The 14382-nt window shown below is 42.8% G+C and carries 12 protein-coding genes and 2 pseudogenes; 2 read left to right on the forward strand and 12 right to left on the reverse strand.

Annotation, left to right across the window (positions count from 1 at the left end):
* Nucleotides 1–140 precede the first annotated feature (140 nt).
* From M1L66_RS25610 to M1L66_RS25625, 4 genes are all read right to left on the reverse strand, one after another.
* Nucleotides 141–3755, reverse strand: a complete 3615-nt coding sequence (locus M1L66_RS25610) for an Ig-like domain-containing protein (RefSeq protein WP_434688767.1) — start codon at nucleotides 3753–3755, stop codon at nucleotides 141–143.
* 44 nt (nucleotides 3756–3799) lie between these two features.
* Nucleotides 3800–5041 carry a DUF6273 domain-containing protein gene (locus M1L66_RS25615; protein WP_434688768.1) on the reverse strand — a complete coding sequence of 414 codons (1242 nt, stop codon included), beginning with the start codon at nucleotides 5039–5041 and terminating at the stop codon, nucleotides 3800–3802.
* Nucleotides 5038–5250, reverse strand: a complete 213-nt coding sequence (locus tag M1L66_RS25620; RefSeq protein WP_002591407.1) for a cold-shock protein — start codon at nucleotides 5248–5250, stop codon at nucleotides 5038–5040. Before M1L66_RS25620 ends, M1L66_RS25615 begins: the two co-directional genes overlap by 4 nt.
* Before the next feature lie 69 nt (nucleotides 5251–5319).
* Nucleotides 5320–6282, reverse strand: coding sequence for a S1 RNA-binding domain-containing protein (locus M1L66_RS25625; RefSeq protein ID WP_070102369.1), 963 nt, complete (start codon nucleotides 6280–6282; stop codon nucleotides 5320–5322).
* Between the two features lie 560 nt (nucleotides 6283–6842).
* Between M1L66_RS25625 and M1L66_RS25630 the strand changes: the two are divergent.
* Together M1L66_RS25630 and M1L66_RS25635 are read left to right on the forward strand one after the other, a co-directional pair.
* Nucleotides 6843–8030, forward strand: a pseudogene (locus M1L66_RS25630) (M20 metallopeptidase family protein).
* 45 nt (nucleotides 8031–8075) lie between these two features.
* Nucleotides 8076–8432 (forward strand): hypothetical protein, encoded by a 357-nt coding sequence (locus tag M1L66_RS25635; RefSeq protein ID WP_002602364.1) that lies wholly within the window; start codon nucleotides 8076–8078, stop codon nucleotides 8430–8432.
* Between the two features lie 385 nt (nucleotides 8433–8817).
* Here the strand turns inward: M1L66_RS25635 and M1L66_RS25640 are convergent, their stop codons facing one another.
* The 8 genes and pseudogenes from M1L66_RS25640 to M1L66_RS25675 all read right to left on the reverse strand — a co-directional run bounded on the left by M1L66_RS25640 (nucleotide 8818) and on the right by M1L66_RS25675 (nucleotide 14335).
* Complete coding sequence (locus M1L66_RS25640; protein WP_002591395.1) at nucleotides 8818–9024, reverse strand: helix-turn-helix domain-containing protein; 207 nt, start codon at nucleotides 9022–9024, stop codon at nucleotides 8818–8820.
* A complete protein-coding gene (locus tag M1L66_RS25645; RefSeq protein ID WP_006774517.1) occupies nucleotides 9014–9454 on the reverse strand; it encodes a sigma-70 family RNA polymerase sigma factor in 441 nt (146 codons plus the stop codon). The genes M1L66_RS25640 and M1L66_RS25645 overlap by 11 nt, the downstream gene beginning before the upstream one ends.
* A gap of 1004 nt (nucleotides 9455–10458) precedes the next feature.
* Nucleotides 10459–11211: an inositol monophosphatase family protein gene (locus M1L66_RS25650; RefSeq protein WP_349157152.1), complete on the reverse strand. Its 753-nt coding sequence runs from the start codon at nucleotides 11209–11211 to the stop codon at nucleotides 10459–10461.
* Between the two features lie 131 nt (nucleotides 11212–11342).
* Nucleotides 11343–12113, reverse strand: a complete 771-nt coding sequence (locus M1L66_RS25655; protein WP_187024672.1) for a TraX family protein — start codon at nucleotides 12111–12113, stop codon at nucleotides 11343–11345.
* 91 nt (nucleotides 12114–12204) lie between these two features.
* Nucleotides 12205–12756, reverse strand: coding sequence for a nitroreductase family protein (locus M1L66_RS25660; RefSeq protein WP_349769015.1), 552 nt, complete (start codon nucleotides 12754–12756; stop codon nucleotides 12205–12207).
* Nucleotides 12757–12877: 121 nt separating this feature from the next.
* The gene (locus M1L66_RS25665; protein ID WP_117565621.1) at nucleotides 12878–13351 is read right to left on the reverse strand and encodes a GyrI-like domain-containing protein; all 474 of its coding nucleotides are present in this window, start codon (nucleotides 13349–13351) and stop codon (nucleotides 12878–12880) included.
* A 194-nt stretch (nucleotides 13352–13545) separates the two neighbouring features.
* Nucleotides 13546–13691 (reverse strand): annotated as a pseudogene (locus tag M1L66_RS25670) (glyoxalase); the annotation flags it as partial.
* Between the two features lie 38 nt (nucleotides 13692–13729).
* Nucleotides 13730–14335 (reverse strand): GNAT family N-acetyltransferase, encoded by a 606-nt coding sequence (locus M1L66_RS25675; protein ID WP_118042184.1) that lies wholly within the window; start codon nucleotides 14333–14335, stop codon nucleotides 13730–13732.
* Nucleotides 14336–14382: the final 47 nt, after the last annotated feature.

Here is a 14382-nt window from a genome sequence, read left to right on the forward strand (position 1 = left end):
AGGGCATTTCTGAATTTTTTTAAAAGGAATTACCTCAAAGCCATCCCTTCCAGCACCCAATAACTTCATAAAATGGCTACAAAAGAAAAGGCATGAAAATACTCTCTCCATGCCTTTCCTTCCATATGCAATTTTACCAACTACTCTACCCAAGCCCCGGACGCATCTACCCGGTATCCGTCTGGCGTCTGGCGGTTCATGAATAAAGAGCCCTTGGTTCCGTCTGATGTGGGGTTAAAATAGTACCACACTCCGTCAATCAGGTTCCAGCCGGTATACATACGTCCTCTGGTCCCGTCTGAAACGGCATGAAGGTAATAGCGGTTCCCGTCCGTATCTGTAAACCATCCGGTCTGCATATATCCTTTCTCATCAAAATGGTACCACTCACTTGTCCCATTATAAGTAAGCAGCTGCCAGCAGGCAGCCGGATAGCTTCCATCTTTATTCTGATACCACCAGCCGGTACTATCCTGAATCCAGGTTCCAGCACTGTCAGAGTTTGGACTCATAGCACTTCCTATGACAGAGCGGCTGGAACCGCCTCCACCACCACCGGAGGAACTTCCACCCGATGAACCGCTTGATGGCCGCTGTGTCTGATCTGTTGTTTTAAACGCTACAATGACTTTGCACTCTGCGGACTTCTGCCCATCCAAGGTAAGCACCTGAATACTGGTTTCCATTGTTCCCGCCGCCGTGGATACATAATACTTGTCCCTTGCAAGATTATCTGCATCGACCTTCTCAAGGGCTTTTATCCATGCTGCTTCCGGCAAAACTGTCACCAGACCATTACCTGATACGGATACCACTGCTTCATTCTCCGAGTTCCAGCTTACCTCCTTATTCTCCGCCTCTTCTGGCATCACGAAAGCAGTAAGCTGCTGGGCATCCGTCACCTGATAGGAAACAGACGGGTTGGCCCGGCTGCCGGTCATCACCTTCTCTATGCTGAACTTAAGTTCGCTTTTATCTAAGGCTACCGATGCTACATGTGCTATGGTCTGGTCATCGGTACGGAAGGAAAGATTCACTGCACATACCGACTGTTTTCCTCCATCTTCCGTTGTAACCGTCACATAATTGGAACGAGTACCAGACGCTTCCTTTTTTGCGTAAGGGTGCTCTTTATTTCTCTCTTCTTCTGCCCTGATTAAATCTAAAATCCATTTAGCATTCTCTTTGGTACTTACAATACCCTCTGAATCAATCCGGAGCATATCCGCATCACCTACAGACCACTTCACATTTTTGTTGTCCGCATATTCCGGAGTAATCGTTTCATAAAGACGCTTTGAAGGTGTGACGGAATAACGTTCTGTAGGATTCAAACGGTCCCCTTCTAATGTCCTGACAATCTCAAATGCCAGTTCAGACTGGTCGAGCCTAACATCTGATACCGGGACAACCGTATCGTCAGTAATCTTGAAATTCACCGTAACAAACGCACTGGAACGCTTCTGCCCGGCTTCTGTGGTTACCGTAACAGACGCATAATTGGTTCCCTCTGTTGTTATCTTTTTGGACGGATATAATTCCTGATTGGTCACACCGGCTTTTATCAGTTCCTGAATCCACTTTGCCGACTGGTTGACCGATACCTCCCCATTTTCCGTAACATGGATGATATCGGTAGATGAGCCATCCGTATCTTTCACATTCCAAATGATGTTCTTGTTTGCCGCCGTATCCGGTATCACGGTAGCCGTCAGTTTCTGCGGATCAGTAACCTTCCAACCTATCTGCGGATTCCAACGGGAACCGCTGCGTATCTGTTCTACCTCAAACGTCAGCTCCGTCTTATCCAGGATAACACCATTGGTCATTGCCCGGTATTTAGCAGACAGGGTAATGTTTCCTTCCGGCATGGTAAAGGAGGTTTCAGCCCCATTGGTATGAATGATTTCCTCTTTGTCAAAATCATCGGTTGTCCAGAACAGGGAATCCGGCACCAATTCATAATATACAGGGGGCTCTGACTCCGTTTCATTTAAAGGACTTGTATACACCAGGACTTTGGCTCCCTTCGCTACGGCTCCCGGGTTTGCCCAGTTGATTTCTTTTGCAAAATTATTCTGGGATTCCAGCACAGAGAGTGTACCATGGTCCACAGCCGGAATTGTAATCAAATACCCCCTGACCGGATCTCCCGTCTTACTGGGAGCATAGTGATGGATATTCTCTTTTCCAATTTCCAAAACTCCCGTTTCCAGTTCCTCATAAAAATAACGGTTTGTCTGCTTTATAAAACTTCCCATCTGGTAAAGGGAAAAATCCCGCTGGTTGGAATAATATGCCCCGATGTGATGTTCCAGCCGAATTTGCGGTGTTAATTTATTTCCAAAGGGATTTAATGAGTACTTGTCCTCACTATCCGTATAGAGATAGGCGAGGTCATCTCCTAAATCAATGGTCCCACCTTCAATATATCCCACAAAGAGTCCCGCTGTCTTTAATGTCGTTGAAGTAGATGCTCCAATGGTCCCTGCAAACCGGCCATTCTTAAGCTGGCCGCTCTGCATCCTTCCCACCAGACCACCGATATAATCCGCTGACGTGCTGCCAACCTTACCTTCCACATATGTATTATATATTTCCGTTTCGTAGATATTTCCTGCAATTCCGCCTACATATCCTTCTGAGTAAAGAGCGCTGTAGCTATCTGTGGTATCACTGGTGCAGTCACTCATAAAGGAGGATTGGGCAGAGCCGCAGATTCCTCCAGCGTAAGCATCATTTACGCCGTCTGCATCGGTTCCCCCCAAGACTCCAGCTGTATTGGTACACTCCAAAATCACGCTGTCATATGCTTCCCCAACAATCCCACCGATGACACCTACGCCACGCACCTGTCCTCTGGAGCTGCAATTACTTATGGTGCTGTCGTTCGTCTCTCCAACCAGAAGTGCCGCCTTACTGTGAGCATTCACCTGTCCGTCCACCGTCAGATTTTCAATCACCGCTCCATGGACACTGCCGAACAGCCCGGCATAATCCTGAGTCGTATCACTGATTTTCAGGTTATACACGCGGTATCCCTGTCCGTTAAAATTCCCCTTAAATGGTTTCGGTTCGCTGTCCCCGGCTTCTGTAAAATATCCAATCGGCAGCCAGGAGGCAGTATCGCTTAAGGATATGTCCCGTGTCAAAGCAAAATAGTACCCCTCATAACCGTCCACTTCCTCATTGGCAACATGATACGCCAGGAGTTTCAAATCCTTATCCGAGTTAATCTCGTAAGGTTCTTCCTCGGTTCCCTCTCCATCAAAATGGTCACTCATTTCCATACCGCCCCAAATATTCAAGGCACCTTTGTAAAACATGGCATTGGAAGGAGTAGCCGGAATCAGCTCATCTTTATCTGTAATGACTTCTGCTGCCCCTGCCTCTGGTTCCTTGGTTTTGATTTCCTCCGTTCCTGCCTCGTTTTCCTCTTCCTCCGCTTTTGCTTCTGTTTTGTCCTCTAAATCTGAAGTTCCTGCATCCTGGTCCGCCTTCTGGTCAGTCTGGGTGATACCTGCTTGCGCCATTTCCCCTTCTGCGCTGTCTTTTTCTTTCTCCCGCCTAGCTTCTGACGGACTGGCCATTGGAGCTGTACCGGCTTCTTCTACCGCCTCGTTAACGGCCTCCTTTGCATAAACGGTAGCGATACCGTTTGGATATGATACAGAAAGAACTGGAGTTAACCCCATCGCTGCAATCAAGGTCCATGCAGATAGAACTGCCTGCCCCTTCTTCATCTTTTTCTTCATCTTGTTCTCCTTTTTCTCAGAAAATTCCCTATAAGTAACTCTTTTTATTCCTGAACTACCACAAACGCCGGACGGATACCGATTTTCTTATTGGTTACATCCTCCGGTGCCACCCGGCCGTCATAGGTAACAGCATAACCCTTCGTTCCATCGCCGGCCGCAGGTGTACGCAGCCAATAACCCGCCGTGAAGGTTCCTGCATTTATAAAATTATTCTCTTCTGCACCACCAAGCCTCCATAAGATATCCGGATACCGGAGCGCTTCTTCCAATGAAAGGCAGAATATCTGGTCCGTGACTTTAAGTCCCGGGCGGCTGCGCTTTGTAAATCTCCGGGCTGAAATCTGGTAATTATTACTTTTTCCCGCATAGGTAAACGGGCAGGTTGTAACCGTTTCCGCAAGATTTTCCCTATCCTCCAATTCCTGGTTTAGCCATGCCCTTAAATCAGACGCTTCCCAGGCATTTTCCCTCCCGTCAAAAAGGCTTTCGCTTCCACCAATAATGGTGTCACAGAGAAACAGCGCTCCATTCCGGTTACTTCCGGCATCACAGTAATCCGGATCAATACAGCGAAAGGTATATGATTTCCCGGCAATTGACCGTTCCATCGTATCCCCGGTATACCAGATTCTGCCCTGTGTATTATCTGGTTCTCCCTTCTGTATGACAAAGGCCGGGCGGACCCCGGCTTCTGTTAATGATACCCGGCTGGAAGCAATGTGTCCGTTGTATTGCACCATATAGGCCTGGTTTGTCGTGTTCTCTCTAGGCGACCTGGTCCAGTAGTAGCGCATTCCTCTTTGCGGTGTCCAGATTTTTCTGGTAATCGCTTTGTAGGCAGGGTTCTTTACTTCATCAACAGACAGGCAGAAAACCCGGTCTGATATGGAATCCCCAGTCTCTGAAAGTTTTACGGGGAGCAGGTCCCCTGATACTGACAAGGTATCAGCAAGCTGCTGGTTAAGCCATGTCCTGACATCTGAGTAGGTATAATCGTTATTGGAAGCCGCATAACGGACACACAGAGAGTAGGGAATGACCTCATCCGACACAAACAGATATCCACCCCGGTAATCCGTATCCAGACAGGTGAATCCCAATGTGCTGTATCCATCACCGAGGCCAGTCTCAACCTCCAGTGTATCTCCTGTCTCAAACCTCCTCTCCTCACCTCTGACTGTCTCCGCATGGGCTATAAAGCCAAATAGATAGCTGATAGCAGAACAGGTGGCAACCAAAACAAACAAGGCATGCCGCTTTTTCATCCTGATTCGCCAATTCATTCCTGCTCCTCCACCGTCACTGATAATGCAACACTTCGTTTCCTGTCATCCTCCCCTGGCTCAAAGTTCACTTTCTGCCCCTCCTTCAGCCGTTTAAAACCATCTCCATGGATTTCGGAATAATGGACAAAATAATCAATGTTGTCCTCATCTGTAATAAATCCAAATCCCTTCCGTACATCAAACCATTTCACGATTCCTTTCAGCATATCAAAACTCCTTTCATATTTGTGCAAATAAAAAAGACAGCATCTGGTACTGTCTCAGGTACAAAATTCCTATTTTCTTTTAATAATTCTTGTGATAATCCCCTCTGCCACTTCCCGCTCATCGTTAATTCTGGTTACCAGAAAGCCGACCTCATCTCCCTGCCCCGGAAGGCTGGCTGTATTACAGGAATGTGCCACCGCATTGACCCTGCAGTCCAGTTGGATAAAATAGGTGCCCTTAAATACATCTGTTATTTTTCCTACATATTTTCCCTGGCGGCGCAGGCGCATTAGATTTTCCTTGTTGACATTGGTCTTTGCCTCTTTGGCACTTACCTCTACCTTCAGATTCTCAATCGAATCTCCGGATATCTTCTTCATCATCACGCTGACAACATCCCCAATGGAGAATTTCTCATTGGCATCTGCCATCCATTCCCAGGACATATCCCTCGCTTTTAAGGAGCATTCCACGCCAAAGACCTCTAACCGGACCGCTTTCTGTGCCACGGCAATAACTCGCGCTTCCACAACACGGCCAGGCACAATCATAGGGGGGCCCTCCTGTTGTCCCAGGTAAAACTGCTGGCGTTTACGAAGCATCGCCTCTTTTCTGGACGCAACCACGCTCCTTGACTTTTCCTCCATCTCCCGGATTATAAAATCCAGTTCTGCGCCCAGCATGTTGTTAGCAAGACGGGTCTGGCGGTTTAACGTATTGGAATTTTCCCTTCCGTCTCCCTCCAAGTTAATCATCATTTCTTCCATGGGGATTAATACACGGTAATCTTTATAGTAGACGACTGCTACTACCCATCCGCCATCCAGGCGCTCGATACCACTTAATCCTCCAGACAGGATTTTCTTTGTGCGGTAGGCATTCACCATCTCATGCCAGGTTATATCCCCGCTCTCCTGCCTTGCCGCTGCTCCGGAAGCATCTACGGTAAGGATTCCCATTGGCTGGACATGTACACGCTTTTCCCTCTCCTGCACCTCCTCTGCCAGACGACCTTCACTGTCTTCCCTCATGCATATACCACCTTTCTTGTTTTTTGAGTCAGAAAAAGCAGCCGACGAACCAGCTGCTTTCTCTATCCAGATTTTCAAATCCGATGATACCATTATAAAAGATTGAAAATCGCATGTCAATTCATGTCAGGACGCAAATCAGTCTCTTTTTGGTCCTTTTTCGGTGACATCAATCAGAAACTTATCAATGTAGTTTAGAAAGGTCTTGTACAATTCCTGATATAAATCCTCCTATCCCTCCAACGTCAAACGAACAATATTTACTTTTCTTGTAATCATCCGCATTTATATGCAGCATTCTATCATCCCTTCCTCCTTGTTATCATTCCTAGTTACTACCTTTATTTATATGTTCTGCTGAATACGGCTCCAACTCGCATACAACTCGTGCTATTCATACATACTATTCCAGACACTTTCTTTTTTAATTCATTGTTTATTTATCATATGACTTCACATTCTTTTCACTTTTTATGATATACTTCATAAACAGAAACAAGTGAAACAAACCATTTTCATATTCTTAAAATTCAGTCAATATTAACCCGGAGGATATTAATATGAAATCAATTTTTGAGTCTGCAAAACAGCTAACCCCAGAACTTATATCAATCAGAAGAACATTACATCAATATCCTGAAATAGGTTCTATCTTACCACGAACCCAATCATTTGTTTTTAGTAAATTGGAAGAGTTTGGATATTGTCCTCAGAAAATATGCGAAAGTGCTGTTATTGCCTCTATATCTGGTAAGCAGCCCGGCAAAACAATCCTTCTTCGCGCTGATATGGATGCTCTTCCGATTAAAGAAGCTGCTCCCGTTCCATTTGCCTCTGAAAATGGCTATATGCATGCATGTGGACACGATATGCACACAACTATGCTTCTGGGCGCAGCTAAATTATTAAAACAATACCAGCAGGATCTGGTTGGAACCGTCAAACTGGTATTTCAACCTGACTAAGAGGGATTCACCGGAGCAAAGGCATTGCTTAAGGCCGGTGTTTTGGAAAATCCCCATGTAGATGCAGGCATTGCTTTCCATGTTGTTTCCGGCATTCCATCTGGAACAATTATGTGTGGTTCAGGCACCTGCATGGCTGGGTGTACTTTATTTCAGATCCATATAAAAGGTACTGGATGCCATGGTGCAATGCCGGAAACCGGAGTTGACCCCATCAATATTGCGGCCCATATTTATCTGTCTCTTCAGGAAATCATCGCAAGAGAAATTGCCCCCACCCAGCCTGCCGCACTTACCGTTGGCAGGTTTTCTGCCGGCGAAGCTCCAAATATCATCCCTGAAGATGTGATTCTGGAGGGAACCATCCGTGCAATGGATTGCAAGATATCCAAATATATCTTTGACAGAATTGAAGAAATCTCCATTCAGACAGCTTCTCTCTTTCGCGGACAAGCTTTTGTGAAAGAAATTGCTTCCGCACCACCGCTGCAAAATGACAGTGAAATGGTCAAGGAGCTTGCCAGCTACATGAAGGAATGCTATGAGCCTTATAAAATAGTATTGTTTACACAAGGCGGTATGGGATCAGAGGATTTCGCCTCTTATACTTATGAGCGGCCATGCTGCTATATGTTAATAGGCGCCGGAACCCCAGAGGAAAATCCGCTATTCGGCAAACCGATGCATAATGACCACGTTGTATTTAATGAGGAGATTCTTTCCCTAGGCAGTGCACTTTACGCATCAAATGCCATAAACTGGCTGCGAAACCATAGCCAATAACTTTTTCTTTGTTTACTGAATATACTAATAAAAAAGGGTATTCATATGCGTACAAAACGATATACCGTTGTCATTGCGGGACTAATACCGGAAATTGTCACTCAGAACATCCTGGTTAAGATTTGGGGTAAGGCCGCCAAAAAAGTATACGCGAGTACAGGCATATATGTAAATGCATGGTTAAGCGAATCTTATTTCCTTTGTGGGGATAAACGGGGACCAGATCTAGATGGGTTGACCGCTAACTTTATAATTATATGGAATCCTGTCGAAGTGGAAAGTTATGAAAAATTCCATGAAGCGTTCACACAGGTTGTAAACGGTGTAAGGGACATATTGGGCAATCCATATGTGTGGATTACGATAGATGACATAGAGTTCTATTATTTTGTAAAATGCTGAAAGCTAGGAGCCGCCTTTGGGCGGCTTTCCTATTCCCCAAAGCGCTGACTCATTAAGTTGTCTGCCAATTCAGACAGGCGTCCTGTTTGTGTTGCACGTAAAATGAGCGTGTAAAGCTGGGTTTTAGAGGCACAAAGATAATTCTTCTTAGTGTTTGTCTAGTCTTTATGGTCCTGACTCCCCCTATTGCTATTAAGCTGCTTAAGGGACAAGTATCAGATACCCTTGAAATAAATGTAGCAGCATACATAAAGATAATTGCTATTAAAGGAAAAGGGAATACCCCTGCCTCTGCATGCTGTATTCCCTTACTCTCTGTCTCCTTAAAGACTCATAGTTGCTGGTCCTCCTGTCGTTAACTGCGGATTAAGAAGGAAATTCAGTCTTATTTTTGCTCGTTTTCAGTCCCCTCAATAGAAAACTGTTCAATACAGGATACAAAGGTCTTAGAAAGTTCCTGATATAAGTCCTCTGAAAATATTCCTTTGATTCTGGACCTGCTTAACACCATGGGACGGTACATCAAAAACAGTTCCTCCCTTGCCCCCTTGTCTCCCTGCTTAGCCTTCATTAACAGTTCTTTAAAATTCATTGCGTATTTTCCATCCTTTCCTCATTTTTTTCTTCGCATAGTTGAAAACAGAGGCGGCCTTTTTATAGTCCATGCCCAAATGCCTGCCGATCTCTTGATATGTCAGCTGTCTAAAAACCTTCATAAACACTACAAGAATTTCCATATCTGTCAGAGCATCAAGCGCCGTTTCTCCTGACTCACCAATCTGGCTTTCCATATACTGACGAACTTCATCCGGTATCAGTGGAATCTGCTCCGTTTCTTCCCATAAAAATGGCTTACTGTCCGTTATATCACACAACGGTTCTGGAAGCAGCTTCTCTAACGGGCTTTCATGATTGCTTATTTTTATTTCACGGCATATGTAATCTCTCTTGGCACGTTTTAAAGCTGCTAATACATACCCCGTAAAACGGTATCTGATATTATCTTTCTTTTTCACTTTCATAGTCCCTCCGAATGTAGAATTATCTCTTTTCAGAAAGACTATGGTGGGCCACGGACCTTTGTCCTATATATTCCCCTGCTCATGAGGGTGTATACTGTTATTTTGAAAACAAAAGAGGAACAGCTTTGTACTGTTCCCCTTAAAAAGAATTGTTGATATTGGCTTTTTGCTATATCGCATTCTTTAAGTCTTTGGCTCTTTGCTACTCTTCCTTTCTCTAAGTTATATACCTTTATACTTAGGGATAATAGTTTATGTTTAATTTCCGGTTCTATATTAACTTAATAAAAAAGTGTCCATCATCCATAAAGAGGTAATGTACTTGAAGAGTCCAGACCATCAGCTAATTTATTGTTTTTTGTTACACTGCCTTTTCTACAACACACGTAAGGAATACCAACAATTCTTAATTAATAGCATAGGCAAAGCCTACAAATCAATCCATAGAGGGATAGCAGTTGGTTTTGTCTCTCAAAGCCTTTCATAACGCCTCCAAAAGCAGATTACCAGCCCGCTCTTTAATAAGCCAATTTTAGATAATCATCATAACATTTGAACTGCACACACGGTCTCATAATTCGCTCAGGCTTAATAAATTATCCTAATAGTCATCTGCTCACATTTTTTTAGTCAGTATACTATAGGATTTTCAACGAGGCTCTACTTGTTCAAATTCTCAAAGGAAATGAGACTCAAAGGAACTCCAGTACTCTATTATAATTCTCCTCCCTAAGGACAGAATAGTTTCCACACAACAAAGCTCCTGACTACCAGCAGTTAGAATTTTATCCTATCTAAAGTTACATTAGCCATGACTGATAGGATGTTCGCGGCTCTTGCAATGGGTAAACCGCCTCCACATTTAAGTCCGCATTTTCCGAGAATTGAATAGAACATTGTTAGTTCCACCACTTTCTGGACTGGCTTCTGATTTTTCGCTTCGAGAAGATGATACCCAGAAGCTAACCTTATCCTACATCAGGGTACCCAAGTGAACACATAGCTTACAGTAACTTTAACAGTTCTGTATGGATAAATCCATTTGTTCCCACCACACTGCTCCCCTTTTTCGGTTCAAGCGGTTCTCCTGTAAAATCAGTTACCTTGCCTCCTGCTTCCTGAATCATAAGCATGCCGGCTGCATAGTCCCAGGGATTTAGGTAAATCTCGAAATAGCCTCCCTGTCTGCCGCAGGCGGTATATGCCAGTTCCAGAGCGGCAGAGCCAATCCTGCGTACATCCTGGCACTGACCAAATACCCTGCGAAACCGGGCAAAATTTTCATCGGCCACTTCTCTTTTTGCTGTTCCCAGCCCAATCATTGTGTCGGATAGTTTTTCTGCATTTGATACATGTATGGGCTGCCCATTTAGAAAGCTGCCCTTTCCCTTAATTGCAGAAAACACTTCATCGCGGAAGGGATCATATATAATTCCCATAATAATTTCCCCCTGGCGGCAAAGGGCTAAAGATACAACGCTGTGCTGATAGTCGTGCATAAGGTTTGTCGTCCCGTCAACAGGGTCTAAAATCCAAAAGCTATCCGCTTTTATTTCCTGCAATCCGGTTTCTTCTCCAAGGAATTGAATATCCGGCGCAAGGGCAAACAGTTCCTTTTTTAAGAAATTCTGTACGGCAATATCTACCTGCGTTACATAATCTGCAAGACCTTTCTCTTTTACATGGGCGGCCATTTCACGGTTTTTAATTAGCCCTTGCGTTTTTGTTACTAAACTGATAATTTTCTGAATATCCATATGCGTTTCCTCCATAGGCATCAAATACCTGGTTACAAAATAGAGTTTTGCAAACCATGCTTCTTAATTTAAAAGGTTAAGAAAATAAGGTTTGAAAGAACACGACAAACATGAATTGGCAAAGCTTAACATTATACCTTGAGAACCAGCCGAACTAGGCCAATAATTAGCAAATGAATCGGATAAAAGGCATAGAATAACCAACGTGGAACCTTCAGGTTTGTATGGGTACAGGGGAAGATAAACAAAGCGGCAAAGGCCATTGCAAAAGTCCAATCAAATGTAAGACCACCCAAGGTGAGATTCCGAAAATCACCGGGGCGGGCGAAAAGCGCTGGCGGAACTGTAAACAGCAGATAGAACATGGCCCCTACTACCGGATTGTTGCGGCAGAGATAGAACACCAGCATCAAAAAAATTCCGTTGCTGGAGTAGTCGAAGTTCCACCATGAAATCACAAAAAAGGTCAGTGCGAACAGCCACCATTTGCGTTCTTTCCATCCATACATCGCCAAAAGGCTTAGAAACAAAGTAAAGAAGATATTCCAGTTAGTAAACTGCGACCAAAAGTCATACGGATGAAAGGCAAAGATATAACAGGGTTGAGAAATCAGTGCAAATATTCCCAAACGGAATAAATATTTCTTGATATCATGAGTATATAGCAGGCCCACTGTCATGCAATAACAGAAAATCGGAAACGCCAGCCGTCCGATCCAACGCAGCACCCTTACCTCCGGGAAAAAGACGCTGCCGATGTGGTCGATGAGCATTGAAACAATGGCGATTAGTTTGAGAAAATCAGTATCCAGATTCGTTTGCAGTCGGGCCTTATTATCTGAAAACGTGGGTGGGGTAAGCAATAGCTCCTTCACCCGCATTAAATTTTGTGTTGTTTTCATATGGTTTCTGTCCTTTTGTTTTCATATTCATTGCAGATAAATCAATTCAAATTTTTCAGTTCAACAAACTGGAAGTTATTATTCTGACAAATTACTTTCTCCACTCCACTACATCATCAATCTTCTTGCGTGGCCTTTCTTTAGGAAATTCATTTGGATAACCAAATGCAATAGCTGCAATAAGTTGTCCGTCACTATTCAACCACTTACACAGTTCTGGATATGCAAAATAAATATCACATATCCAAAGACTACCTATTCCCTTCTCAGTAGCGGCGAGAAGCACATTTTGTATAGCAGCACTTATAGATTGAATATTACAGATTTCATAAACACGTTCTTCTGTTGTTAATTCTTCCATAATACTTTTCCCCAGTGAATTAACAACAAAGACTATGGTTGGTGCTTCTGCCATAATATCAATAGTGTATTTTGCAGAAGCTATGTGTTGTCTGCTTTGCGGTAACAATGCGCTATCGTTTTCTTCTCTCCCGATTCCCAACCTGAAAACATTTATCATGTTTTCCTTAGCATTTCCTTGTATCACAACGAACTTCCATGGTTGTCTATTTTTAGAAGAAGGGGCTTTTATTCCACTTTGGATAATATCTATAATATCTTTTTGAGATATAGGTTTATCTATGAATTACCGTGTGCTTCGTCTGTTATAAATTGAAGAAATCATTTTTACTTTTATCCTTTCAAATATCGATTGAGCAAAATCACTATGTTCAATTTCCCTACAAATTATAATTGGTCTAATTTTAATTGATAGCTTTGCGTCGAATGGCAAAGATAATGTCAATCGCCGGCTGCTTTTCCGTACTTCTTTCTGTGTGATACTCATATTCCAAATTTAATGCTTCAAAGGAACTTGTGGGCAGCCATTTTGTATAGAAATATTGTTTTGCCTCTCCAATAGAAGCCCCCCACAAAAAGCCCAATTTAGGTTTTACTGTGATTTTGGCGTACTCGCTGGCTGGGAGGACGTAGCTTTCTAAACTATTCTTGTCATTCACACTACCAATAAACAATTCAAAATCGCGGCTTTGCTCATTGTAATTTCTGGACAGAACAAAATAGGGTAACACCTTCCCCTTCGGCATGGAAACCACGGCATGATACTGTTTAGATAGAGCCTTTATATCTTTGGAAATTGTTTTATCATTTGACTTTTGCCATAATCCGTATATTGTTTGTTGCTCGATATATTCTATGTTCACTTCTAAACTTGGCATTATTATTTCTTCCTCCAAATCCCGATTTGTTAAATTGTTTAAAAAAATACTAATAAAATTACTTTGCTTTCAAATACCTTTCTTTCCATAATCTGAAAAGTCTTACTGCTATCTGTTAATATTTCCATGCTTTTCACTGATTGAAATGTATATGGCATTTTATCCTCCTCTGTTTTTGAGCATATTTGAAAATTTTATTTTTTCTCGTTATTCAGAAGTTTTGTCAAATCCTCAATAGATACGTCCATTTTCGTAGATACTTCTTCCATAGTCATTCCAGAAGCAAGGAACGCTTTACTACCATCTGCATATCCTCTCCAACCTCTATGAGATGCCCATCCCGATTGTTGTTGTGCTACTCACGACAACCTAAAGAATTTATAATTCGATATTGTATGTCAGTTCCTCATATTGATTTTCCGGTAATATTTTTTTCAAAGTATTCATAGCAAAGTTAAATTGGTTTTCATATTGAGAAAAACTGTCTGTTTTTTGAATCTTAAATCCTTGTCGAACATATAAAATGATTGCCTTATAACTCCATGGTTGGGTGTGGATATATACTGGAAACTCATCGTTTACAACGAAAATCTGCATAACCTTCTGGCAAAGAGCTTTTCCAATACCTTTACCCTGATATTGAGGGGAAACAACAAGCCAATGCAGGGAAGCAACCAATATATCGTTTCTTAATTCTTTCCACGCAATGCAAGAACCAACAATTTCATTTTTTTCATTGACTACAAATACACATCTTTCTGTAATATCAAGAGCCTTTTTTGAACAATAAGTTGAAATGAAATACTGCTCTGCTTCATCAACTGAATCAAAGTCTCCAATTTCATATTCAAGTTGTGCCCACTTTCGCTCATCTCCATCTTGATACATACGGAATTCATATCCATTATGCAAAACTGGTGTAGTGGTTAAATAACGATCACACCGAAGAATAATGTTATAAAATGGTATCGTCCTGTCTAACATTTAATTTTACTCTCCTCAAAATTTCAATTTATTTATATGCCCGCTGC

Source organism: Hungatella sp. SB206, from assembly GCF_051132295.1.
In the GTDB taxonomy this organism is placed as follows: domain Bacteria; phylum Bacillota; class Clostridia; order Lachnospirales; family Lachnospiraceae; genus Hungatella; species Hungatella effluvii.